This is a genomic window from Pseudomonas vanderleydeniana (genome assembly GCF_014268755.2).
Classification (GTDB): Bacteria; Pseudomonadota; Gammaproteobacteria; order Pseudomonadales; family Pseudomonadaceae; genus Aquipseudomonas; species Aquipseudomonas vanderleydeniana.
The window spans coordinates 6,508,477-6,528,858 of the sequence record NZ_CP077093.1 but is presented as its reverse complement, the minus strand read 5'-3'; the positions used below and the strand labels follow the sequence as shown (position 1 = coordinate 6,528,858).

Below are 20,382 nucleotides of genomic sequence, written 5' to 3'. Positions count from 1 at the left end.
ATTGTCGTGGCTAAAGAAAAATTTGATCGTTCCCTACCTCACGTCAACGTTGGCACCATCGGTCACGTTGACCACGGTAAAACCACTCTGACCGCTGCTCTGACTCGCGTTTGCTCCGAAGTTTTCGGTTCCGCAGTCGTTGAATTCGACAAGATCGACAGCGCTCCAGAAGAAAAAGCTCGCGGTATCACCATCAACACCGCGCACGTTGAGTACAACTCGAACATTCGTCACTACGCTCACGTTGACTGCCCAGGTCACGCTGACTACGTGAAGAACATGATCACCGGTGCTGCCCAGATGGACGGCGCGATCCTGGTTTGCTCGGCTGCCGATGGTCCGATGCCACAAACTCGTGAGCACATCCTGCTGTCCCGTCAGGTAGGCGTTCCGTACATCGTGGTCTTCCTGAACAAGGCTGACCTGGTTGACGACGCTGAGCTGCTGGAACTGGTCGAGATGGAAGTTCGCGACCTGCTGAGCACCTACGACTTCCCAGGTGATGACACTCCAATCATCATCGGTTCGGCTCGTATGGCGCTGGAAGGCAAAGACGACAACGAAATGGGTACTACCGCTGTCAAGAAGCTGGTAGAAACTCTGGATGCCTACATCCCTGAGCCAGTTCGTGCTATCGACCAGCCGTTCCTGATGCCAATCGAAGACGTGTTCTCGATCTCCGGTCGCGGTACCGTAGTTACCGGTCGTATCGAGCGTGGTATCGTCAAGGTTCAAGACCCGCTGGAAATCGTTGGTCTGCGTGACACCACCACCACCACCTGCACCGGTGTTGAAATGTTCCGCAAACTGCTCGACGAAGGTCGTGCTGGCGAGAACTGCGGCGTTCTGCTGCGTGGTACCAAGCGTGACGACGTTGAGCGTGGCCAGGTTCTGGTCAAGCCAGGTTCGGTCAAGCCGCACACCAAGTTCACCGCAGAAGTCTACGTTCTGAGCAAGGAAGAAGGCGGTCGTCACACTCCGTTCTTCAAAGGCTACCGTCCACAGTTCTACTTCCGTACCACTGACGTGACCGGTAACTGCGAACTGCCAGAAGGCGTTGAAATGGTAATGCCAGGTGACAACATCCAGATGACTGTCACTCTGATCAAAACCATCGCAATGGAAGACGGTCTGCGTTTCGCAATCCGCGAAGGCGGCCGTACCGTTGGTGCTGGCGTTGTAGCCAAAATCATCGAGTAAGCTTCTCTTCTGAGATAGCTTCGATGCTTTGAAAAAGCCCCCGCTCAGCGGGGGCTTTTTTATTGGGTTGACACCTTATGGGGGCGTCTATAGAATTGCGCCTCCTTTTAACGGGCGTATTGCGCCCGGTGGGAATAGCAGCCGGAGTCTGAAATCCAATGCAAAATCAGCAAATCCGTATCAGGTTGAAGGCTTTTGACCATCGCCTGATCGACCAATCCACCCAGGAAATCGTGGAAACCGCGAAACGTACTGGTGCTCAAGTGCGTGGTCCAATTCCACTGCCTACTCGTAAAGAGCGGTTCACCGTTCTGGTCTCCCCGCACGTCAACAAAGACGCGCGTGACCAGTACGAGATCCGTACTCACAAGCGCGTCCTGGACATCGTCCAGCCAACGGATAAAACCGTTGACGCTCTTATGAAGCTCGATCTTGCGGCAGGTGTGGAAGTGCAGATCAGCCTCGGCTAAGACTCAGGTCTTGGTCGTGTAACGCTCTGAAATGGGCGGCCATAGCGGGTGAAAGCCCCGTACACTCATGAGGTTTACAACATGACTATTGGTGTAGTCGGTCGTAAATGCGGTATGACCCGTATTTTCACCGAAGAAGGTGTCTCCATTCCGGTCACGGTCATCGAGATCGAACCGAATCGCGTCACCCAGTTCAAAACTGAAGAGACCGATGGCTACCGTGCAGTGCAAGTCACTGTCGGCGAGCGTCGCGCTTCGCGTGTTACAGCTGCTCAAGCTGGTCACTTCGCCAAGGCGAACGTTGCCGCTGGTCGCACCGTCCTGGAATTCCGTCTTGAAGAAGGCGAATACAAGGCTGGCGATCTGATCAATGCTGAAATCTTCGCCGCTGGCCAACTGGTTGATGTAACCGGTCAGTCCAAAGGTAAAGGCTTCGCCGGTACGATCAAGCGTTGGAATTTCCGCGGGCAAGATAACACCCACGGTAACTCCGTATCCCACCGCGTTCCAGGCTCTATCGGCCAGTGCCAGACTCCTGGTCGTGTATTCAAGGGCAAAAAAATGTCCGGTCACATGGGCGCAGAGCGCGTGACCGTGCAGTCCCTGGAAGTAGTGCGCGTGGACGCTGAACGCAATCTGTTGTTGGTCAAGGGCGCTGTTCCTGGCGCTACTGGCGGCAACGTGGTTGTACGTCCAGCAGCCAAGGCTCGCGGTTAAGGGGAAGCTGACATGCAATTAAATGTAAATGGCGCTCAAGCGATCGAAGTTTCCGAACTGACATTTGGCGGCGATTTCAACGAGACGCTGGTTCACCAAGCAGTCGTGGCCTACATGGCTGGCGGCCGTCAAGGTAGCAAGCAGCAGAAGACCCGTTCCGACGTTTCCGGTGGCGGCAAGCGCCCATGGCGTCAGAAAGGCACTGGCCGTGCTCGTGCCGGTACTATCCGTAGCCCAATCTGGCGTGGCGGTGGTACCACTTTCGCAGCTCGTCCTCAGGATCACTCCCAGAAGCTGAACAAGAAGATGTACCGCGCAGCCCTGCGCTCCATCCTTGCTGAGCTGGTGCGTACTGATCGTCTGGTCGTTGTTCAGGATTTCGCTGTTGAAACCCCGAAAACCAAAGACCTGCTGAGCAAACTGACTGGCCTGAGCCTGACCGACGTTCTGATCGTGTCTGACGCTGTTGACCAGAACCTGTACCTGGCTGCTCGCAACCTGCCACACGTCGACGTTCGTGACGTGCAAGGTTCCGACCCAGTCAGTCTGATCGCATACGACAAGGTGTTGATCACCGTGTCGGCCGTGAAGAAATTCGAGGAGCTGCTGGGATGAACCAGGAACGCGTATTTAAAGTTCTGCTTGGCCCGCACGTTTCCGAGAAGGCTACGGTTCTGGCAGACAAGAAAGGCCAGTTCGTTTTCAAGGTTGCGACCGACGCAACCAAGCTGGAAATCAAGAAGGCCGTCGAAAGCCTGTTCAGCGTGAAAGTAGAGCGCGTGACTACCCTGAACGTTCTGGGTAAGAGCAAGCGTACCGCTCGCGGTCTGGGCAAGCGTAATGACTGGAAGAAGGCAGTTATCTCCCTTCAGCCAGGCCAAGATCTCGATTTCAGCAGCAGTGCTGAGTAAGGAAGGGGTGCATCATGGCAATCGTTAAATGCAAACCGACTTCCCCTGGCCGCCGTTTTGTGGTCAAGGTGGTCAACCAGGAGCTGCACAAAGGCGCTCCTCACGCACCGCTGCTCGAGAAAAAATCGAAGTCTGGTGGTCGTAACAACAATGGCCGCATCACTACTCGTCACGTAGGTGGTGGTCATAAGCAGCATTACCGTCTGGTCGACTTCCGTCGCAACGACAAAGATGGCATCGCTGCCACTGTCGAGCGTATCGAATACGATCCAAACCGTACTGCTCACATCGCTCTGCTGCTGTACGCAGACGGCGAGCGTCGCTACATCATCGCCCCTAAAGGCGTGAGTGCTGGCGACCAGCTGATCGCAGGCGCTCTGGCTCCAATCAAGCCAGGCAACACCCTGCAGCTGCGCAACATCCCAGTGGGTTCGACCGTACACGGTATCGAACTGAAACCAGGCAAGGGTGCACAGATCGCTCGTTCCGCTGGTGCTTCGGCTCAGCTGATCGCTCGTGAAGGCGTGTACGTTACCCTGCGTCTGCGTTCCGGCGAAATGCGTAAAGTGCTGTCGGAATGCCGTGCAACGCTGGGCGAAGTCTCGAACTCCGAGCACAGCCTGCGTTCCCTGGGTAAAGCCGGTGCCAAACGCTGGCGTGGCGTTCGCCCAACCGTTCGTGGTGTTGCCATGAACCCGGTTGACCACCCACATGGTGGTGGTGAAGGTCGTACCTCCGGTGGTCGTCATCCGGTATCGCCATGGGGCTTCCCGACTAAGGGCGCGAAGACTCGTGGTAATAAGCGTACCGACAACATGATCGTCCGTCGTCGCAAGTAAATAGAGGGATACGACAGTGCCACGTTCTCTGAAAAAAGGTCCTTTTATCGATCTTCACCTACTGAAGAAGATCGAAGTGGCGGCGGAGAAGAACGATCGCAAACCAGTTAAGACCTGGTCGCGTCGTTCCATGATCCTGCCACAAATGGTCGGTCTGACCATCGCTGTGCATAACGGTCGTCAACATGTTCCAGTTCTCGTGAACGAAGACATGGTCGGTCACAAACTGGGCGAATTTGCCGGCACCCGTACCTATCGTGGTCACGTGGCCGACAAGAAAGCCAAGCGTTAAGGGGTTAGGAAATGGAAGTAGCCGCTAAGTTGTCGGGCGCTCGAATCTCCGCCCAGAAAGCCCGCTTGGTCGCCGACCAGATCCGCGGGAAGAAGGTGGGCGAAGCGCTCAACCTGCTGGCTTTCAGCAGCAAGAAAGCCGCCGAGATCATGAAAAAAGTGCTGGAGTCGGCCGTAGCCAACGCCGAGCATAACGAAGGCGCAGACGTTGATGACCTGAAGGTCAGCACCGTTTTCGTCAACGAAGGGCGTTCGCTGAAGCGCATCATGCCACGTGCCAAGGGCCGTGCTGATCGCATCGTCAAGCGGTCTTGCCATATCACTGTCAAGGTTGCTGACAAGTAACGGAGTCGAAGAGATGGGTCAGAAAGTACATCCCATTGGCATTCGCCTGGGAATCGTCAAGGAGCACACCTCCGTCTGGTACGCAGACGGTCGCACTTACGCGGACTATCTGCTTGCAGATCTGAACGTACGTGCATACCTCCAGGACAAACTAAAAAGCGCGTCCGTAAGCCGTATCGATATTCATCGTCCGGCTCAAACCGCACGCATCACCATCCACACCGCTCGTCCAGGTATCGTTATCGGGAAGAAGGGTGAAGATGTTGAAAAACTGCGTCAGGACCTGACCAAGCAAATGGGTGTGCCTGTGCACATCAATATCGAAGAGATCCGCAAGCCGGAGCTCGACGGTATGCTGGTTGCCCAGAGCGTAGCTCAGCAGCTGGAGCGTCGTGTGATGTTCCGTCGCGCCATGAAGCGCGCCGTACAGAACGCCATGCGCATTGGTGCCAAGGGCATCAAGATCCAGGTGAGCGGTCGTCTCGGCGGTGCTGAGATCGCACGTACTGAATGGTATCGCGAAGGTCGTGTGCCTCTGCACACCCTGCGTGCCGATATCGACTATGCCACCTACGAAGCTCACACCACCTACGGTGTGATCGGTGTCAAGGTTTGGATCTTCAAAGGCGAAGTAATTGGTGGTCGCCAAGAAGAACTGAAACCACAAGCACCAGCGCCTCGTAAAAAAGCTGCTAAGTAAGGGGTACGCCAAATGTTGCAACCAAAGCGTACGAAGTTCCGCAAGCAGATGACCGGCCACAACCGTGGTCTGGCACTGCGCGGTAGCAAAGTCAGCTTCGGCGAGTTCGCGCTGAAGTCTGTTGCTCGCGGTCGTCTCACCGCCCGTCAGATCGAGTCGGCACGTCGTGCTCTGACCCGTCACGTAAAACGTGGCGGCAAGATCTGGATCCGTGTATTCCCGGACAAGCCTATCTCCAAAAAGCCCCTCGAAGTTCGTATGGGTAAAGGTAAGGGTAACGTCGAGTACTGGGTTGCCCAGATTCAGCCAGGCAAAGTCCTGTATGAAATCGAGGGTGTTTCTGAAGAGCTGGCGCGTGAGGCTTTCGCCCTGGCTGCTGCAAAGCTGCCTCTCGCCACCTCCTTTGTTAAGCGGACGGTGATGTGATGAAAGCGAATGAACTTCGTGAAAAATCCGCACAGCAGCTGAACGAGCAACTGCTCGGCCTGCTGCGCGACCAGTTCAATCTGCGCATGCAGAAAGCAACTGGCCAGTTGGGGCAGTCTCACCTGCTCTCGCAAGTTAAGCGCGACATCGCTCGTGTGAAGACCGTGCTCAACCAGCAGGCAGGTAAGTGATCATGGCTGAAGCCGAAAAGACCGTCCGTACGCTGACTGGCCGTGTTGTCAGCGACAAAATGGACAAGACCATCACCGTTCTGATCGAGCGTCGCGTGAAGCACCCGATCTACGGTAAATACGTTAAGCGTTCGACTAAGCTGCACGCGCACGACGAAACCAACCAGTGCCACATCGGCGACAAGGTCTCCATCCGTGAGACCCGTCCGCTGGCCAAGACCAAGTCTTGGGCGCTGGTCGAGGTTATCGAACGCGCTGTGGAAGTCTAAGGGCTAGGGGTCGGAGAAATTATATGATTCAGACTCAATCCATGCTCGATGTGGCCGATAACAGCGGCGCTCGTCGCGTTATGTGCATCAAGGTGCTTGGTGGCTCCCATCGTCGTTACGCAGCTATCGGTGACATCATCAAAGTTACCGTGAAGGAAGCAATTCCTCGCGGTAAGGTGAAGAAAGGCCAGGTGATGACTGCTGTTGTAGTCCGCACCCGTCACGGCGTCCGTCGTGCCGATGGTTCGATCATTCGCTTTGATGGCAACGCTGCTGTTCTGCTGAACAACAAGCAAGAGCCGATCGGCACCCGTATCTTTGGGCCAGTGACCCGTGAACTTCGCTCTGAGAAGTTCATGAAGATCGTCTCGCTCGCCCCAGAAGTGCTGTAAGGAGATCCGACATGCAAAAGATTCGTCGTGACGACGAGATCATCGTGATCGCCGGCAAAGACAAAGGTAAGCGCGGTAAGGTGCTTAAGGTTCTGGCTGACGACCGTCTGGTCGTTGGTGGCCTGAACCTGGTCAAGCGTCATACCAAGCCTAACCCGATGTCGGGCGTACAGGGCGGTATCGTCGAAAAAGAAGCGCCACTGCACGCTTCCAACGTCGCCATTTTCAACAGCGAAACCAACAAGGCTGACCGCGTTGGTTTCAAAGTAGAAGACGGCAAGAAAATTCGTGTCTTCAAGTCGACCCAAAAAGCGGTTGATGCTTGAACACTGCTAGGTAGAAGACCATGGCACGACTGAAAGAGATTTACCGGAAGGAAATCGCTCCGAAGCTTAAGGAAGAACTTAAGCTGGCGAACGTGATGGAAGTTCCGCGCATTACCAAGATCACCCTGAACATGGGTCTGGGCGAAGCGATCGGCGACAAGAAAGTCATCGAGCACGCTGTTGCCGACCTGGAAAAGATCACCGGCCAGAAGGTCGTCGTGACTCACGCTCGCAAATCCATCGCAGGCTTCAAAGTCCGCGAAGGTTGGCCGATCGGTGTCAAGGTGACCCTGCGTCGCGATCGTATGTACGAGTTCCTGGATCGTCTGCTGTCGATCTCCCTGCCTCGGGTTCGCGACTTCCGCGGCCTGAATGCCAAGTCCTTCGACGGTCGTGGCAACTACAGCATGGGCGTGAAAGAGCAGATCATCTTCCCGGAAATCGATTACGATAAGATCGATGCTCTGCGCGGTCTGGACATTACCCTGACCACCACTGCCAAGACGGATGAAGAAGGTCGCGCCCTGCTGCGTGCTTTCAAATTCCCGTTCCGCAACTGATTGGAGTAGGAAAATGGCCAAGAAGAGCATGAAAAACCGTGAGCTGAAGCGTCAGCTCACCGTTGCCAAGTACGCCACCAAGCGTGCAGCGCTCAAAGCTATCATCGTCGATCTGAACGCAAGTCCAGAAGCGCGTTGGGAAGCTTCGATCGCCCTGCAGAAGCAGCCACGTGACGCCAGCGCCTCGCGCCTGCGTAACCGCTGCCGCCTGACTGGTCGTCCGCACGGCGTTTACCGCAAGTTCGGCCTGGGCCGTAACAAGCTGCGTGAAGCTGCAATGCGTGGTGACGTACCAGGTCTGGTCAAAGCCAGCTGGTAAGCCGCACTTCCTCAGTCACCCTGGTCAGGGTCGCAAGATACTGACCGGCGGTGACCTGGAGTCTGAATCAAGCCCCTTTTGGGGCTTGATTCATTTCTGGCGTGTGTCTAGAATGACCGGCTCGCCTGAGCCTGCACTTTTTACGTGTGGAATAGCTCGGCGACAGTTGTAGCCGCAAGGCTCATTTTTTTTGTATCAGGAGCATCTAGCCCATGAGTATGCAGGACCCGTTAGCGGACATGCTAACTCGAATCCGTAATGCCCAGATGGCTGAAAAGTCCGTCGTAAGCATGCCGTCTTCCACTCTGAAGGTGGCTGTAGCAAAAGTCCTGAAGGACGAAGGTTACATCGCGGGTTTTCAGGTAACTACCGACGCCAAGCCGTCGCTGTCCATCGAGCTGAAGTACTTCGAAGGCCGTCCGGTCATCGAGGAAGTGAAGCGCGTTAGCCGTCCAGGCCTGCGTCAGTACAAGTCCGTCGAAGAACTGCCGAAGGTACGTGGCGGTCTGGGCGTGTCTATCGTCTCCACCAACAAGGGTGTGATGACTGATCGTGCTGCGCGCGCTGCCGGTGTCGGCGGCGAAGTTCTTTGCACAGTGTTCTAAGGGGGGATAAGCATGTCTCGCGTCGCTAAGAACCCCGTTAAGCTGCCAGCTGGTGTCGAAGTCAAATTCGCCGGCCAACAGCTTTCGGTGAAGGGTGCCAAGGGCACTCTCGAACTGAATGTCCATTCGTCCGTCGAGATCGTCCAGGAAGCTGGTGAGCTGCGTTTCGCTGCTCGCAACGGCGACCAGCAGACTCGCGCAATGGCTGGTACCACGCGTGCGTTGGTCAACAACATGGTCCAGGGCGTAAGCCAAGGCTTCGAGCGCAAGCTCCAGCTGGTCGGTGTTGGTTACAAGGCACAAGCAAAAGGCTCGGTCCTGAACCTGGCCCTTGGCTTCTCGCACCCAGTGGATTATGAACTGCCGGAAGGCATCACCGCTGAAACTCCTAGCCAGACCGACATCCTGATCAAGGGTATCGACAAGCAGCTGGTAGGTCAGGTGGCCGCCGAGATCCGCGACTTCCGTCCACCAGAGCCTTACAAAGGTAAAGGTGTGCGCTACGCGGACGAAGTCGTCCGTCGTAAAGAAGCCAAGAAGAAGTAGGGCATAGCAAATGACCGACAAAAAAGTTACTCGACTGCGTCGCGCTCGCAAAGCACGCCTGAAAATGCACGAACTCGAAGTCGTGCGTCTCTGCGTGTTCCGCTCTTCGCAGCACATCTACGCCCAGGTCATTTCGGCCGACGGCAACAAGGTCCTGGCCAGCGCCTCGACTTTGGATAAAGAACTGCGTGATGGTGCCACCGGCAACATCGACGCGGCCACTAAGGTTGGCCAGCTGGTCGCTTCGCGTGCTAAAGCCGCAGGCGTCTCGCAGGTGGCTTTCGACCGCTCTGGCTTCAAGTACCACGGCCGCGTCAAGGCGCTGGCTGATGCTGCTCGTGAAGCTGGGCTGGAGTTCTAAGTTATGTCCAATAACGACCAAAAGCGCGACGAAGGCTACATCGAGAAGCTGGTTCAAGTTAACCGCGTAGCCAAAACCGTAAAAGGTGGCCGTATCTTCACTTTCACCGCGCTGACCGTGGTAGGTGATGGTAAGGGCCGTGTAGGCTTCGGCCGTGGCAAGTCGCGTGAAGTGCCTGCTGCGATCCAGAAGGCTATGGAAGCTGCTCGCCGCAACATGATCCAGGTGGACCTGAACGGCACCACTCTGCAGTACGCTACGAAGTCCGCCCACGGCGCTTCGAAGATCTACATGCAGCCTGCATCTGAAGGTACCGGTATCATCGCTGGCGGCGCTATGCGTGCTGTCCTCGAAGTTGCTGGCGTTCAGAACGTTCTGGCCAAGTGCTACGGCTCGACCAACCCGGTAAACGTGGTTCACGCCACTTTCAAGGGTCTGAAAGCCATGCAATCCCCTGAGTCCATTGCTGCCAAGCGCGGCAAAACTGCAGCGGAGATCCTGTGATCATGGCAACCGTAAAAGTAACGCTGATCAAAAGCACCAGCGGCCGTATCCCTAGCCACAAACTGTGCGTGAAGGGTCTGGGTCTGCGTCGCATCGGTCACACTGTAGAAGTCCAGGATACTCCCGAGAATCGCGGGATGATCAACAAGGCTTACTACATGCTGCGTGTCGAGGGTTAATCGATGAAACTCAATGATCTGAGTCCAGCGCCGGGTTCCCGTCGCGAAAAGCATCGTCCGGGCCGTGGTATCGGTAGCGGTTTGGGTAAGACTGGTGGCCGTGGTCACAAAGGTCAGACCTCCCGTTCCGGTGGCACCATTGCTCCAGGCTTTGAAGGCGGTCAACAGCCGCTGCATCGTCGCCTGCCGAAGTTCGGCTTCGTTTCCCTGAAGGCCATGGACCGCGCTGAAGTGCGTCTGTCCGAGCTGGCTAAAGTGGAAGGCGACGTCGTAACCGTGCAGTCCCTGAAAGATGCCAACGTGATCAACCAGAACGTTCAGCGTGTGAAAATCATGCTGTCGGGCGAAGTGACTCGCGCTGTAACTATCAAGGGCATCGCCGCCACCAAGGGTGCGCGTGCGGCTATCGAAGCAGCTGGCGGCAAGTTCGAGGAATAAATGGCTAAGCAAGGTGCTCTCTCAGCGCTCAGCAAAGGCGGGTTATCCGAGCTCTGGGCTCGTCTGCGTTTCCTGTTCCTGGCGATTATCGTCTATCGGATAGGTGCGCACATCCCAGTTCCAGGTATCAACCCGGACCGGCTGGCGGACCTGTTTCGACAGAATGAGGGGACCATTCTTAGCTTGTTCAACATGTTTTCCGGCGGCGCGCTGGAGCGGATGAGCATCTTTGCACTGGGGATCATGCCGTACATCTCGGCATCGATCATCATGCAGCTGATGACCGCTATCAGCCCGCAGCTGGAGCAGTTGAAGAAGGAAGGTGAGGCTGGTCGTCGTAAGATCAGCCAGTACACCCGCTATGGCACCGTCGTCCTGGCCCTTGTTCAAGCCATTGGCATGTCCATTGGCCTGGCTGGTCAGGGCGTAGCTTTTTCTGCTGATTTCGGCTTCCATTTCGTCGCGGTGTCCACGTTCGTGGCCGGCGCGATGTTTATGATGTGGCTGGGTGAGCAGATTACGGAGCGCGGTGTTGGCAACGGTATCTCGATGCTGATTTTTTCGGGTATCGTCGCCGGTCTTCCGAGAGCGATCGGGCAGTCTTTCGAGTCTGCGCGTCAGGGTGATATCAACATTTTCGCCCTGGTTGCCATCGGTTTGCTGGCAGTAGCGATTATCGGTTTCGTGGTGTTCATTGAGCGTGGCCAGCGTCGTATCGCTGTTCACTACGCCAAGCGTCAGCAGGGCCGCAAGGTCTTCGCTGCGCAGACCAGCCACTTGCCGCTGAAAGTGAATATGGCCGGTGTGATTCCAGCTATCTTCGCGAGCAGCATCTTGCTGTTTCCGGCTTCGTTGGGTGCCTGGTTCGGTCAGTCTGAAGGTATGGGCTGGTTGCAGGACATCTCGCAGTCGATCGCTCCTGGTCAGCCGTTGAATATTCTGCTGTTTAGTGCAGGGATTATTTTCTTCTGCTTCTTCTATACGGCGTTGATGTTCAATCCGAAAGACGTAGCGGAAAACCTGAAGAAGTCCGGTGCCTTTATTCCGGGTATCCGTCCAGGCGAGCAGTCGGCGCGCTACATTGATGGCGTTCTGACCCGTTTGACCATGTTCGGTGCTCTTTATATGACGGCCGTGTGCCTGTTGCCCCAGTTCCTGGTGGTTGCAGCAAACGTTCCGTTCTACCTTGGCGGGACCTCGTTGCTGATCGTGGTCGTGGTTGTGATGGACTTCATGTCCCAAGTGCAATCTCACCTCGTTTCGCACCAGTACGAATCCCTGATGAAGAAAGCCAACCTGAAGGGCTACGGCAGCGGCATGCTGCGCTGAAGCACCCATAAGGTTCGAGGAGTTGGTGATGAAAGTTCGTGCATCGGTGAAAAAGCTGTGCCGTAACTGCAAGATTATTCGCCGCGAAGGTGTGGTTCGAGTAATTTGCAGCGCGGAACCGCGTCACAAACAGCGCCAAGGCTGAGTGTGATCTGCTTGAAGCCCAGCAGCTAGTGCGCTGCTGGGTTGATTATTTGTTATTACAGCGATATTATCTCGCGCCCTATTTCTTGGCTTCCGGGGCGTAGGTAGCTGTCAATTGGAGTCCCACTGAATGGCCCGTATTGCAGGCGTTAACATTCCAGATAACAAGCACACTGTTATCTCGCTGACCTACATCTATGGTGTTGGTCGCACTACTGCACAGCAGATCTGTGCAGTGACTGGGGTCAACCCAGCCGCTAAGATCAAGGATCTGAGCGACGAGCAGATTGAACAGCTGCGTGGCGAAGTGGCGAAGTTCACCACTGAAGGTGACCTGCGTCGCGAAATCAACATGAAAATCAAGCGCTTGATGGACCTGGGCTGCTACCGCGGTCTGCGTCATCGTAAAGGTCTGCCAGTGCGCGGTCAGCGTACCAAGACCAACGCGCGTACTCGCAAAGGTCCGCGTAAGCCGATCCGCAAGTAATCGCACCAGCGAATCGACAGGAATTTAGTCATGGCAAAACCTGCTGCTCGTCCTCGTAAGAAAATCAAAAAGACAGTGGTTGATGGCATCGCCCACATCCACGCGTCTTTCAACAACACCATCGTGACCATCACCGATCGTCAGGGTAACGCTCTGTCCTGGGCTACCTCCGGCGGTTCGGGTTTCCGCGGTTCCCGTAAGTCCACTCCGTTCGCTGCTCAGGTAGCCGCTGAACGTGCTGGCCAAGCTGCGCTGGAATATGGCCTGAAGAACCTCGACGTGAACGTCAAGGGCCCAGGTCCAGGTCGTGAGTCCGCTGTCCGTGCTCTGAACGGCTGTGGCTATAAGATCGCCAGCATCACCGACGTGACGCCTATCCCGCACAACGGGTGCCGTCCGCCGAAGAAGCGCCGCGTGTAATCCAGGAGATTGTAAAGAATGGCTCGTTACATTGGTCCAAAATGCAAACTGGCTCGTCGCGAAGGCACCGACCTCTTCCTGAAGAGTGGCGTGCGCGCTATCGAATCCAAGTGCAACATCGAAGCAGCTCCTGGTATCCACGGCCAGCGTCGCGGTCGTCAGTCCGACTACGGCACCCAGCTGCGTGAAAAGCAAAAAGTTCGTCGTATCTACGGCGTCCTCGAGCGTCAGTTCAGCGGCTACTATAAGCAAGCTGCTGGCAAGAAAGGTGCAACCGGTGAGAACCTGCTGCAACTGCTCGAGTGCCGTCTGGACAACGTCGTATACCGCATGGGCTTCGGTTCGACTCGTGCCGAATCGCGTCAGCTGGTATCGCACAAGTCGATCAGCGTTAACGGCAAGACCGTAAACGTTCCGTCCTACCAGGTTCGTGCTGGTGACGTGGTTGCTGTTCGCGAAAAAGCGAAGAACCAACTGCGTATCGTCCAGGCTCTGGAACTGTGTGCTCAGCGTGGCCGCGTAGAATGGGTAGATGTGGACACTGAGAAGAAGTCGGGCGTTTTCAAAAGCGTTCCTGCTCGCAGTGACCTCTCCGCCGACATCAACGAAAGCCTGATTGTCGAGCTCTACTCCAAGTAAGGGCTAGAAAATAGGTGCATCCATGCAGATTTCGGTAAATGAGTTCCTGACACCCCGTCACATTGACGTGCAGGTTGTCAGTCCAACCCGCGCTAAGATCACTCTCGAGCCTCTCGAGCGTGGTTTTGGCCACACCCTGGGCAACGCGCTGCGCCGCATCCTGTTGTCCTCAATGCCAGGCTGTGCAGTAGTCGAGGCCGAGATTGACGGTGTGCTCCACGAGTACAGCGCCATCGAAGGTGTACAGGAAGATGTCATTGAAATCCTGTTGAACCTTAAAGGTCTGGCTATCAAGCTGCACGGCCGTGACGAAGTTACGCTGACCTTGTCGAAGAAGGGTTCGGGGGTGGTTACCGCTGCCGATATTCAGCTGGATCATGATGTCGAGATCGTTAACCCCGATCACGTAATCGCCAACCTGGCGTCCAATGGCGCCTTGAACATGAAGCTCACCGTAGCTCGTGGTCGTGGCTATGAACCAGCAGACTCGCGTCAGAGCGATGAAGACGAAAGCCGCAGCATCGGTCGCTTGCAGCTCGACTCTTCGTTCAGCCCGGTTCGCCGTATCGCCTACGTGGTGGAAAACGCCCGTGTCGAACAGCGTACCAACCTGGACAAACTGGTTATTGATCTGGAAACCAACGGTACCCTGGATCCTGAAGAGGCCATCCGTCGTGCTGCAACCATCCTGCAACAGCAGTTGGCTGCGTTCGTCGACCTCAAGGGTGACAGTGAGCCAGTGGTTGTCGAACAGGAAGACGAGATCGATCCGATCCTGCTTCGCCCGGTTGACGATCTGGAACTGACTGTACGTTCGGCTAACTGCCTTAAGGCGGAAAACATCTACTACATCGGCGACCTGATTCAGCGTACCGAAGTAGAGCTGTTGAAGACTCCGAACCTGGGCAAGAAATCCCTGACTGAAATCAAGGATGTTCTGGCCTCCCGCGGTCTGTCCCTCGGCATGCGCCTCGATAACTGGCCGCCGGCAAGTCTTAAGAAGGACGACAAGGCGACTGCCTGATCGTCGTAATCACCGAACGTAGTGTTTGGTAAGGAATGAACCATGCGTCATCGTAAAAGTGGACGTCACCTGAGCCGCACCAGCTCGCACCGCAAGGCCATGTTCCAAAACATGGCTGTGTCGCTGTTCGAGCACGAGCTGATCAAAACCACTCTGCCAAAAGCCAAAGAACTGCGCCGCGTTGCCGAGCCGCTGATCACCCTGGCCAAGGTAGACAGCGTTGCTAACCGCCGTCTGGCTTTCGACCGTACTCGTTCGAAAGCTATCGTTGGTAAGCTCTTCAACGACCTGGGCAAGCGTTACGCTACCCGTCAGGGTGGCTACCTGCGCATCCTGAAGTGCGGTTTCCGCGCTGGCGACAACGCTCCTATGGCGTACGTCGAGTTGGTTGATCGTGCTACTGCTGGCGATGCTGTATCTGCCGAGTAAGACGTCAGTCTGAAACAAGAAACCGGGCCCAGTGCCCGGTTTTTTGTGCCTGCTATTAATGCATCTGTTGTTAATAGTTGTTAACTATTGCCTTTGATGGATTAATGCATTTGTGCCTGTAACCTTCATGGTCGATACTTCCTCTCAGCCGATTAGCCGGCAGTACCAAGACCCAGAGAGGAAGGATGATTATGAGCCAGAACAAAACGCTGACGACCGCCAGCGGCGCTCCCGTCGCGGATAACCAGAATTCCCGTTCCGCTGGCCCTCGTGGCCCACTGCTGCTCGACGACTTCCACCTGATCGAGAAGCTTGCCCATTTCAACCGTGAAAACATTCCTGAGCGCCGCGTGCACGCCAAGGGGTCGGGCGCCTACGGTACCTTCACCGTCACCAAGGACATCACCCAGTACACCAGCGCCAAGCTGTTTGAATCGATTGGCAAGAAGACCGAGACCTTCCTGCGTTTCTCCACGGTGGGTGGTGAGCGGGGTTCGGCTGATACCGAGCGCGATCCGCGCGGTTTCGCCCTGAAGTTCTACACCGAGGAAGGCAACTGGGACATCGTCGGCAACAATACGCCTGTGTTCTTCATCCGTGATCCGCTCAAATTCCCGGATTTTATCCACACCCAGAAACGTCTGCCGCAAAGCAACCTGAAAAGCGCGCAGATGATGTGGGACTTCTGGTCGCACTCGCCCGAGGCGCTGCACCAGATCACCATCCTGTTCTCGGACCGCGGGATTCCGGACGGCTACCGTCACATGCACGGTTTTGGCAGCCACACCTACAGCCTGATCAACGCCAAGGGCGAGCGTCACTGGGTGAAGTGGCACTACAAGACCAAACAGGGCATCAAGAACCTGGCGCCGGCCGAAGCAGCACGCCTGGCGGGTACCGATCCGGATTACGCACAGCGTGACCTGTTCAACGCCATCGAGCGCGGCGACTTCCCGAAATGGAGCGTTTGCATCCAGATCATGACCGAAGCCCAGGCTGCGGCGCACTACGAGAACCCGTTCGACGTGACCAAGACCTGGTCGCAGAAGGAGTTCCCGCTGATCGAAGTGGGTGAGCTGGAACTGAACCGCAACCCGCTGAACTACTTTGCTGAGGTCGAGCAGGCCGCCTTCGGTCCGAGCAACATGGTTCCGGGCGTCGGCCTGTCGCCAGACCGCATGCTGCAAGGTCGTGTATTCGCCTACGCTGATGCCCACCGCTACCGCGTCGGCACCAACCACCAGCAGCTGCCGGTGAACGCGCCACGTAGCCCGGTCAACAGCTACCAGCGCGACGGTGCGATGGCTTTCGGCAGCAATGGGGGGGCAGCGCCGAACTACGAGCCTAACAGCTACGCCGACGCGCCGAAGCAGGCTCCTCGCTACGCCGAGCCGGCGCTGGCACTGAGCGGTGCGGCGGACCGCTACGATCATCGCGAAGATACCGACTACTTCAGCCACGCCGGTGCGCTGTTCCGGTTGATGAACGATGAGCAGAAGGCGCTGCTGATCAACAACATCGCCGGCGCCATGAGCGGCGTCTCCGATGATGTGGTACAGCGCCAGCTGCAGTATTTCGTCAAGGCTGACCCGGCATACGGGGAAGGCATCGCGAAGGCGCTGGGAATAGTGCTGAAGTAAGTCTAAACGAGAAGCAGAACCGCCCGCATTTGGGCGGTTTTTCGCTTCAAATCGCTAGTTTTTCTCTGCTATTTCTCACTTTTCTGCTGTTTTTGCCGTGACCTTCCGGTCAGCTTGGTTCAAAATACAGACTTTAAAGCAGGGAGATGTAGGGCGATGCAAGGTCACCCGGACGTAATCGATTACCTCAACACGTTGCTGACGGGTGAACTGGCAGCTCGTGACCAATATCTGATCCATTCGCGGATGTATGAGGACTGGGGCTTCAGCAAGCTCTACGAGCGCATCAACCACGAGAGTGAGGAAGAGGCCCAACACGCCGACGCGCTGATCCGTCGGATCCTGATGCTCGAGGGCACTCCGCGCATGCGTCCGGATGACCTGGACGTGGGCACTACCGTGCCGGACATGTTCGCTGCCGACCTGCGTCTGGAGTACAAGGTGCGCGCCGCGCTGTGCAAGGGCATCGAGCTCTGCGAGCAGCACAAGGACTACATCTCCCGCGATATCCTGCGTCAGCAGCTGGCGGATACCGAGGAAGATCACACCTACTGGCTGGAGAAACAGTTGGGGTTGATCAAGTCCGTTGGGCTGGAGAACTACCTGCAGTCGCAGTTCTGAGTCGGATGGCCGGTGCTGTGCACCGGTTCGCCGGCAAGCCTGGCTCCTGGAGGCGCCGGTGTACCCGGTTCCGAGGAGCTAGGTGATCCTGTAGGAGCCTGGCTTGCCAGCGAAGGTAATTCCCGCCTCACAAAAAAGCCCCTGTCATCATTCAATGACAGGGGCTTTTTCATTTCCGCCGTTTACGCACGATCGCGAATCAACAGCGGCTTCAGGTAATGCCCGGTATGCGACTGTGGCATCTCTGCCACTTGCTCCGGCGTCCCTACCGCGATGATCTGTCCACCCTTGGATCCCCCCTCGGGTCCAAGGTCCACCAGCCAGTCGGCGGTCTTGATCACATCCAGGTTGTGCTCGATCACCACCACGGTGTTGCCGTGGTCGCGCAACCGGTGCAGCACGTCCAGCAATTGCTGGATATCCGCGAAGTGCAGGCCGGTGGTCGGCTCGTCGAGGATGTACAGGGTCTTGCCGGTATCGCGCTTGGACAGCTCACGAGAGAGCTTGACTCGCTGTGCCTCGCCACCGGACAGGGTGGTCGCCGATTGCCCCAGCTTGATGTAGGACAGCCCCACGTCCATCAGCGTCTGCAGCTTGCGCGCCAGCGCCGGCACGGCATCGAAGAACTCCCTGGCATCCTCGATGGTCATCTCCAGCACCTCGTGGATGCTCTTGCCCTTGTACTTGATCTCCAGGGTTTCGCGGTTGTAGCGCTTGCTCTTGCACACGTCGCACGGTACGTAGATGTCCGGCAGGAAGTGCATCTCCACCTTGATCAGACCATCGCCCTGGCAAGCCTCGCAACGGCCGCCCTTGACGTTGAACGAGAAGCGGCCCGGGCCGTATCCGCGGGAGCGGGACTCCGGCACGCCGGCGAACAGTTCGCGAATCGGCGTGAACAGGCCGGTGTAGGTCGCCGGGTTCGAGCGTGGTGTCCGACCGATCGGGCTCTGGTCGATATCCACCACCTTGTCCAGGTGCTGCAGGCCGTTGATGCTGTCGTGGGCCGCAGCCTCCAGGGTCGTGGCACCATTGAGCGCGGTGGCACTGAGCGGGAACAGGGTGTTGTTGATCAGGGTCGACTTGCCCGAACCGGACACGCCGGTCACGCAGGTCAGCAGGCCGATCGGGATTTCCAGGTCGACGTTGCGCAGGTTGTTGCCGCGCGCGCCCTTGAGGGTCAGCGACAGCTTCTTGTTGCGTGGCGTCCGTTTGGCCGGCACTTCGATCTTCACCCGGCCCGACAGGTACTTGCCTGTGAGCGAGTCCGGGTGGGCCATGACTTCGGCGGCGGTGCCCTGGGCAACGATGCTGCCGCCATGCACGCCGGCACCCGGGCCGATATCCACCACGTAGTCGGCTAGGCGGATCGCGTCCTCGTCGTGCTCGACCACGATCACCGTGTTGCCAATGTCCCTCAGGTGCTTCAGGGTGCCGAGCAGGCGGTCGTTGTCACGCTGGTGCAGGCCGATGGAGGGTTCGTCGAGGATGTACATCACCCCGACCAGGCCGGCGCCGATCTGGCTGGCCAGGCGGATCCGCTGTGCCTCGCCGCCGGACAGGGTGTCGGCACTGCGGTCCAGGGTCAGGTAGTCGAGACCGACGTTGACCAGGAACTGCAGGCGTTCGCAGATCTCCTTGAGGATCTTGTCGGCGATCTCGCCGCGTCGCCCGGTCAGCTTCAGCCCCGAGAAGTAGCCGGCGGCATCGCCGATCGGCAGGTTGGTGACTGCCGGCAGGGTCTTTTCGCCCACCCACACATGCCGCGCCTCACGGCGCAGGCGGGTGCCACGGCAGTCCGGGCAGGGCTGGGTGCTGAGGAACTTGGCCAGCTCCTCGCGCACGGTGGCCGACTCGGTCTCGCGGTAGCGGCGCTCGAGGTTCGGCACGATGCCTTCGAACGGGTGCGAGCGCTTGACGATATCGCCGCGGTCATTGAGGTACTTGAAGTCGACGTTCTGGTTGCCGCTGCCACTGAGGATGACCTTCTGCTGGTCCGCCGGCAAGGTGTTGAACGGCACTTCCAGGCTGAAGCCGTAGTGCGCGGCCAGCGAGCCGAGCATCTGGAAGTAGTAGACGTTGCGCCGGTCCCAGCCGCGTATCGCGCCTTCGGCCAGCGTCAGTTCGCCATTAACCAGGCGCTTGACGTCGAAGAACTGCTTTACGCCGAGGCCGTCGCAGGTCGGGCAGGCGCCGGCCGGGTTGTTGAAGGAGAACAGCTTCGGTTCCAGCTCGCTGATGGCGTGGCCACAGATCGGGCAGGCGAAGCGCGCGGAGAAGATCATTTCCTCGCCGGGCTCGTCGTCCATTGGCGCGACCAGGGCAATGCCGTCGGCCAGCCCCAGTGCGGTCTCGAAGGATTCCGCCAGGCGCTGCTGCAGGTCGGCGCGGACCTTGAAGCGGTCGACGACCACGTCGATAGAGTGCTTCTTCTGCTTGTCGAGCTTGGGCACTTCGTCCAGCTCGTACAATTTTCCGTCGACCCGGGCACGGACGAAGCCCTGGGCCCGCAGTTCCTCGAACACCGACAGGTGCTCGCCCTTGCGTTCACGAATCACCGGTGCCAGCAGCATCAGCTTGGCGCCCTCGGGCTGGGCCAGCACCAGATCGACCATCTGGCTGACGGTCTGCGCCTCCAGCGGAATGTCGTGGTCCGGGCAACGCGGCGTGCCCACGCGGGCATACAGCAGGCGCAGGTAGTCGTAGATCTCGGTGATGGTGCCGACTGTCGAGCGCGGGTTGTGCGAGGTCGATTTCTGTTCGATGGAAATGGCCGGCGACAGGCCTTCGATGGTGTCGACGTCAGGTTTTTCCATCATCGACAGGAACTGCCGGGCATAGGCCGACAGCGACTCGACGTAGCGGCGCTGGCCCTCGGCGTACAGCGTGTCGAACGCCAGGGATGACTTGCCGGACCCGGACAGGCCGGTGATGACGATCAGCTTGTCCCGGGGCAGGGTCAGGTCGATGTTCTTCAGGTTGTGGGTTCGAGCCCCACGAATCAGGATCTTGTCCAAAGTGGCCTCGCACGGCGGGCGGTAAAGGCAGGAGTATAAGACT

32 protein-coding genes are annotated in these 20,382 nt (G+C 57.4%); 31 read left to right on the top strand and 1 reads right to left on the bottom strand.

Annotation, left to right across the window (positions count from 1 at the left end; genetic code table 11):
* Nucleotides 1–6 precede the first annotated feature (6 nt).
* The 31 genes from tuf (at nucleotide 7) to bfr (ending at nucleotide 17,322) form a co-directional block, all read left to right on the top strand.
* Entirely contained in the window at nucleotides 7–1,200 is a 1,194-nt protein-coding gene (gene tuf, locus HU752_RS29400; RefSeq protein WP_026144793.1) for an elongation factor Tu, read from the top strand.
* 158 nt (nucleotides 1,201–1,358) lie between these two features.
* A complete protein-coding gene (rpsJ, locus tag HU752_RS29395) occupies nucleotides 1,359–1,670 on the top strand; it encodes a 30S ribosomal protein S10 (RefSeq protein WP_003186070.1) in 312 nt (103 codons plus the stop codon).
* A gap of 81 nt (nucleotides 1,671–1,751) precedes the next feature.
* Nucleotides 1,752–2,387, top strand: coding sequence for a 50S ribosomal protein L3 (gene rplC, locus HU752_RS29390; protein WP_010443950.1), 636 nt, complete (start codon nucleotides 1,752–1,754; stop codon nucleotides 2,385–2,387).
* A 12-nt stretch (nucleotides 2,388–2,399) separates the two neighbouring features.
* Nucleotides 2,400–3,002 carry a 50S ribosomal protein L4 gene (gene rplD / locus HU752_RS29385; RefSeq protein WP_186683168.1) on the top strand — a complete coding sequence of 201 codons (603 nt, stop codon included), beginning with the start codon at nucleotides 2,400–2,402 and terminating at the stop codon, nucleotides 3,000–3,002.
* Nucleotides 2,999–3,298 carry a 50S ribosomal protein L23 gene (gene rplW / locus HU752_RS29380; protein WP_002555488.1) on the top strand — a complete coding sequence of 100 codons (300 nt, stop codon included), beginning with the start codon at nucleotides 2,999–3,001 and terminating at the stop codon, nucleotides 3,296–3,298. Before rplD ends, rplW begins: the two co-directional genes overlap by 4 nt.
* Before the next feature lie 14 nt (nucleotides 3,299–3,312).
* Nucleotides 3,313–4,137, top strand: coding sequence for a 50S ribosomal protein L2 (gene rplB, locus HU752_RS29375; RefSeq protein ID WP_017901532.1), 825 nt, complete (start codon nucleotides 3,313–3,315; stop codon nucleotides 4,135–4,137).
* 16 nt (nucleotides 4,138–4,153) lie between these two features.
* Nucleotides 4,154–4,429 carry a 30S ribosomal protein S19 gene (gene rpsS, locus HU752_RS29370; RefSeq protein WP_002555486.1) on the top strand — a complete coding sequence of 92 codons (276 nt, stop codon included), beginning with the start codon at nucleotides 4,154–4,156 and terminating at the stop codon, nucleotides 4,427–4,429.
* A gap of 11 nt (nucleotides 4,430–4,440) precedes the next feature.
* On the top strand, nucleotides 4,441–4,773 hold the full coding sequence (gene rplV, locus HU752_RS29365) for a 50S ribosomal protein L22 (RefSeq protein WP_003103908.1): 333 nt from the start codon (nucleotides 4,441–4,443) through the stop codon (nucleotides 4,771–4,773).
* Between the two features lie 13 nt (nucleotides 4,774–4,786).
* The gene (gene rpsC, locus HU752_RS29360; protein WP_010443927.1) at nucleotides 4,787–5,473 is read left to right on the top strand and encodes a 30S ribosomal protein S3; all 687 of its coding nucleotides are present in this window, start codon (nucleotides 4,787–4,789) and stop codon (nucleotides 5,471–5,473) included.
* 12 nt (nucleotides 5,474–5,485) lie between these two features.
* Nucleotides 5,486–5,899, top strand: coding sequence for a 50S ribosomal protein L16 (gene rplP, locus HU752_RS29355; RefSeq protein ID WP_003228729.1), 414 nt, complete (start codon nucleotides 5,486–5,488; stop codon nucleotides 5,897–5,899).
* The gene (gene rpmC / locus HU752_RS29350) at nucleotides 5,899–6,090 is read left to right on the top strand and encodes a 50S ribosomal protein L29 (RefSeq protein WP_002555481.1); all 192 of its coding nucleotides are present in this window, start codon (nucleotides 5,899–5,901) and stop codon (nucleotides 6,088–6,090) included. The genes rplP and rpmC overlap by 1 nt, the downstream gene beginning before the upstream one ends.
* Nucleotides 6,091–6,092: 2 nt before the next feature.
* Nucleotides 6,093–6,359 (top strand): 30S ribosomal protein S17, encoded by a 267-nt coding sequence (gene rpsQ, locus HU752_RS29345; protein ID WP_026144794.1) that lies wholly within the window; start codon nucleotides 6,093–6,095, stop codon nucleotides 6,357–6,359.
* Between the two features lie 23 nt (nucleotides 6,360–6,382).
* Nucleotides 6,383–6,751: a 50S ribosomal protein L14 gene (gene rplN, locus HU752_RS29340; RefSeq protein WP_009397502.1), complete on the top strand. Its 369-nt coding sequence runs from the start codon at nucleotides 6,383–6,385 to the stop codon at nucleotides 6,749–6,751.
* A gap of 11 nt (nucleotides 6,752–6,762) precedes the next feature.
* Nucleotides 6,763–7,077, top strand: a complete 315-nt coding sequence (gene rplX / locus HU752_RS29335) for a 50S ribosomal protein L24 (RefSeq protein WP_010443924.1) — start codon at nucleotides 6,763–6,765, stop codon at nucleotides 7,075–7,077.
* A gap of 20 nt (nucleotides 7,078–7,097) precedes the next feature.
* Complete coding sequence (gene rplE, locus HU752_RS29330; protein WP_010443923.1) at nucleotides 7,098–7,637, top strand: 50S ribosomal protein L5; 540 nt, start codon at nucleotides 7,098–7,100, stop codon at nucleotides 7,635–7,637.
* A 13-nt stretch (nucleotides 7,638–7,650) separates the two neighbouring features.
* Nucleotides 7,651–7,956 (top strand): 30S ribosomal protein S14, encoded by a 306-nt coding sequence (gene rpsN, locus HU752_RS29325; RefSeq protein WP_017901535.1) that lies wholly within the window; start codon nucleotides 7,651–7,653, stop codon nucleotides 7,954–7,956.
* A gap of 212 nt (nucleotides 7,957–8,168) precedes the next feature.
* Nucleotides 8,169–8,561 carry a 30S ribosomal protein S8 gene (gene rpsH / locus HU752_RS29320; RefSeq protein ID WP_017901536.1) on the top strand — a complete coding sequence of 131 codons (393 nt, stop codon included), beginning with the start codon at nucleotides 8,169–8,171 and terminating at the stop codon, nucleotides 8,559–8,561.
* Between the two features lie 12 nt (nucleotides 8,562–8,573).
* Nucleotides 8,574–9,107 (top strand): 50S ribosomal protein L6, encoded by a 534-nt coding sequence (gene rplF / locus HU752_RS29315; protein WP_017901537.1) that lies wholly within the window; start codon nucleotides 8,574–8,576, stop codon nucleotides 9,105–9,107.
* A 10-nt stretch (nucleotides 9,108–9,117) separates the two neighbouring features.
* On the top strand, nucleotides 9,118–9,468 hold the full coding sequence (gene rplR / locus HU752_RS29310; protein ID WP_010443919.1) for a 50S ribosomal protein L18: 351 nt from the start codon (nucleotides 9,118–9,120) through the stop codon (nucleotides 9,466–9,468).
* A 3-nt stretch (nucleotides 9,469–9,471) separates the two neighbouring features.
* The gene (gene rpsE, locus HU752_RS29305; RefSeq protein ID WP_186683166.1) at nucleotides 9,472–9,972 is read left to right on the top strand and encodes a 30S ribosomal protein S5; all 501 of its coding nucleotides are present in this window, start codon (nucleotides 9,472–9,474) and stop codon (nucleotides 9,970–9,972) included.
* 2 nt (nucleotides 9,973–9,974) lie between these two features.
* Nucleotides 9,975–10,151, top strand: coding sequence for a 50S ribosomal protein L30 (gene rpmD, locus HU752_RS29300; protein WP_026144795.1), 177 nt, complete (start codon nucleotides 9,975–9,977; stop codon nucleotides 10,149–10,151).
* A 3-nt stretch (nucleotides 10,152–10,154) separates the two neighbouring features.
* The gene (rplO, locus tag HU752_RS29295; protein WP_010220318.1) at nucleotides 10,155–10,589 is read left to right on the top strand and encodes a 50S ribosomal protein L15; all 435 of its coding nucleotides are present in this window, start codon (nucleotides 10,155–10,157) and stop codon (nucleotides 10,587–10,589) included.
* The gene (secY, locus tag HU752_RS29290; RefSeq protein WP_010443917.1) at nucleotides 10,590–11,918 is read left to right on the top strand and encodes a preprotein translocase subunit SecY; all 1,329 of its coding nucleotides are present in this window, start codon (nucleotides 10,590–10,592) and stop codon (nucleotides 11,916–11,918) included.
* A 28-nt stretch (nucleotides 11,919–11,946) separates the two neighbouring features.
* Nucleotides 11,947–12,063: a 50S ribosomal protein L36 gene (gene rpmJ, locus HU752_RS29285; RefSeq protein WP_002555468.1), complete on the top strand. Its 117-nt coding sequence runs from the start codon at nucleotides 11,947–11,949 to the stop codon at nucleotides 12,061–12,063.
* Between the two features lie 129 nt (nucleotides 12,064–12,192).
* A complete protein-coding gene (gene rpsM / locus HU752_RS29280) occupies nucleotides 12,193–12,549 on the top strand; it encodes a 30S ribosomal protein S13 (RefSeq protein WP_017901542.1) in 357 nt (118 codons plus the stop codon).
* Nucleotides 12,550–12,579: 30 nt separating this feature from the next.
* On the top strand, nucleotides 12,580–12,969 hold the full coding sequence (rpsK, locus tag HU752_RS29275; RefSeq protein WP_007924177.1) for a 30S ribosomal protein S11: 390 nt from the start codon (nucleotides 12,580–12,582) through the stop codon (nucleotides 12,967–12,969).
* 18 nt (nucleotides 12,970–12,987) lie between these two features.
* Nucleotides 12,988–13,608, top strand: coding sequence for a 30S ribosomal protein S4 (rpsD, locus tag HU752_RS29270; protein WP_186683164.1), 621 nt, complete (start codon nucleotides 12,988–12,990; stop codon nucleotides 13,606–13,608).
* A 22-nt stretch (nucleotides 13,609–13,630) separates the two neighbouring features.
* Nucleotides 13,631–14,632 (top strand): DNA-directed RNA polymerase subunit alpha, encoded by a 1,002-nt coding sequence (locus HU752_RS29265; RefSeq protein ID WP_003186012.1) that lies wholly within the window; start codon nucleotides 13,631–13,633, stop codon nucleotides 14,630–14,632.
* A gap of 42 nt (nucleotides 14,633–14,674) precedes the next feature.
* Nucleotides 14,675–15,061: a 50S ribosomal protein L17 gene (gene rplQ / locus HU752_RS29260; protein WP_017901545.1), complete on the top strand. Its 387-nt coding sequence runs from the start codon at nucleotides 14,675–14,677 to the stop codon at nucleotides 15,059–15,061.
* A 191-nt stretch (nucleotides 15,062–15,252) separates the two neighbouring features.
* Nucleotides 15,253–16,701, top strand: a complete 1,449-nt coding sequence (locus HU752_RS29255) for a catalase (RefSeq protein WP_186683162.1) — start codon at nucleotides 15,253–15,255, stop codon at nucleotides 16,699–16,701.
* Between the two features lie 156 nt (nucleotides 16,702–16,857).
* Nucleotides 16,858–17,322: a bacterioferritin gene (bfr, locus tag HU752_RS29250; RefSeq protein WP_186683160.1), complete on the top strand. Its 465-nt coding sequence runs from the start codon at nucleotides 16,858–16,860 to the stop codon at nucleotides 17,320–17,322.
* Nucleotides 17,323–17,504: 182 nt separating this feature from the next.
* Here the strand turns inward: bfr and uvrA are convergent, their stop codons facing one another.
* A complete protein-coding gene (gene uvrA, locus HU752_RS29245; RefSeq protein WP_186683158.1) occupies nucleotides 17,505–20,339 on the bottom strand; it encodes an excinuclease ABC subunit UvrA in 2,835 nt (944 codons plus the stop codon).
* Between the last annotated feature and the right edge of the window lie 43 nt (nucleotides 20,340–20,382).

Bases quoted from the DNA above. Each gene is read 5' to 3' on its own strand.
- rpsJ (WP_003186070.1), top strand. From the start codon at position 1,359: ATGCAAAATCAGCAAATCCGTATCAGGTTGAAGGCTTTTGACCATCGC.
- rplC (WP_010443950.1), top strand. From the start codon at position 1,752: ATGACTATTGGTGTAGTCGGTCGTAAATGCGGTATGACCCGTATTTTC.
- rplD (WP_186683168.1), top strand. From the start codon at position 2,400: ATGCAATTAAATGTAAATGGCGCTCAAGCGATCGAAGTTTCCGAACTG.
- rplW (WP_002555488.1), top strand. From the start codon at position 2,999: ATGAACCAGGAACGCGTATTTAAAGTTCTGCTTGGCCCGCACGTTTCC.
- rplB (WP_017901532.1), top strand. From the start codon at position 3,313: ATGGCAATCGTTAAATGCAAACCGACTTCCCCTGGCCGCCGTTTTGTG.
- rplV (WP_003103908.1), top strand. From the start codon at position 4,441: ATGGAAGTAGCCGCTAAGTTGTCGGGCGCTCGAATCTCCGCCCAGAAA.
- rpsC (WP_010443927.1), top strand. From the start codon at position 4,787: ATGGGTCAGAAAGTACATCCCATTGGCATTCGCCTGGGAATCGTCAAG.
- rplP (WP_003228729.1), top strand. From the start codon at position 5,486: ATGTTGCAACCAAAGCGTACGAAGTTCCGCAAGCAGATGACCGGCCAC.
- rpmC (WP_002555481.1), top strand. From the start codon at position 5,899: ATGAAAGCGAATGAACTTCGTGAAAAATCCGCACAGCAGCTGAACGAG.
- rpsQ (WP_026144794.1), top strand. From the start codon at position 6,093: ATGGCTGAAGCCGAAAAGACCGTCCGTACGCTGACTGGCCGTGTTGTC.
- rplN (WP_009397502.1), top strand. From the start codon at position 6,383: ATGATTCAGACTCAATCCATGCTCGATGTGGCCGATAACAGCGGCGCT.
- rplX (WP_010443924.1), top strand. From the start codon at position 6,763: ATGCAAAAGATTCGTCGTGACGACGAGATCATCGTGATCGCCGGCAAA.
- rplE (WP_010443923.1), top strand. From the start codon at position 7,098: ATGGCACGACTGAAAGAGATTTACCGGAAGGAAATCGCTCCGAAGCTT.
- rpsN (WP_017901535.1), top strand. From the start codon at position 7,651: ATGGCCAAGAAGAGCATGAAAAACCGTGAGCTGAAGCGTCAGCTCACC.
- rpsH (WP_017901536.1), top strand. From the start codon at position 8,169: ATGAGTATGCAGGACCCGTTAGCGGACATGCTAACTCGAATCCGTAAT.
- rplF (WP_017901537.1), top strand. From the start codon at position 8,574: ATGTCTCGCGTCGCTAAGAACCCCGTTAAGCTGCCAGCTGGTGTCGAA.
- rplR (WP_010443919.1), top strand. From the start codon at position 9,118: ATGACCGACAAAAAAGTTACTCGACTGCGTCGCGCTCGCAAAGCACGC.
- rpsE (WP_186683166.1), top strand. From the start codon at position 9,472: ATGTCCAATAACGACCAAAAGCGCGACGAAGGCTACATCGAGAAGCTG.
- rpmD (WP_026144795.1), top strand. From the start codon at position 9,975: ATGGCAACCGTAAAAGTAACGCTGATCAAAAGCACCAGCGGCCGTATC.
- rplO (WP_010220318.1), top strand. From the start codon at position 10,155: ATGAAACTCAATGATCTGAGTCCAGCGCCGGGTTCCCGTCGCGAAAAG.
- secY (WP_010443917.1), top strand. From the start codon at position 10,590: ATGGCTAAGCAAGGTGCTCTCTCAGCGCTCAGCAAAGGCGGGTTATCC.
- rpmJ (WP_002555468.1), top strand. From the start codon at position 11,947: ATGAAAGTTCGTGCATCGGTGAAAAAGCTGTGCCGTAACTGCAAGATT.
- rpsM (WP_017901542.1), top strand. From the start codon at position 12,193: ATGGCCCGTATTGCAGGCGTTAACATTCCAGATAACAAGCACACTGTT.
- rpsK (WP_007924177.1), top strand. From the start codon at position 12,580: ATGGCAAAACCTGCTGCTCGTCCTCGTAAGAAAATCAAAAAGACAGTG.
- rpsD (WP_186683164.1), top strand. From the start codon at position 12,988: ATGGCTCGTTACATTGGTCCAAAATGCAAACTGGCTCGTCGCGAAGGC.
- HU752_RS29265 (WP_003186012.1), top strand. From the start codon at position 13,631: ATGCAGATTTCGGTAAATGAGTTCCTGACACCCCGTCACATTGACGTG.
- rplQ (WP_017901545.1), top strand. From the start codon at position 14,675: ATGCGTCATCGTAAAAGTGGACGTCACCTGAGCCGCACCAGCTCGCAC.
- HU752_RS29255 (WP_186683162.1), top strand. From the start codon at position 15,253: ATGAGCCAGAACAAAACGCTGACGACCGCCAGCGGCGCTCCCGTCGCG.
- bfr (WP_186683160.1), top strand. From the start codon at position 16,858: ATGCAAGGTCACCCGGACGTAATCGATTACCTCAACACGTTGCTGACG.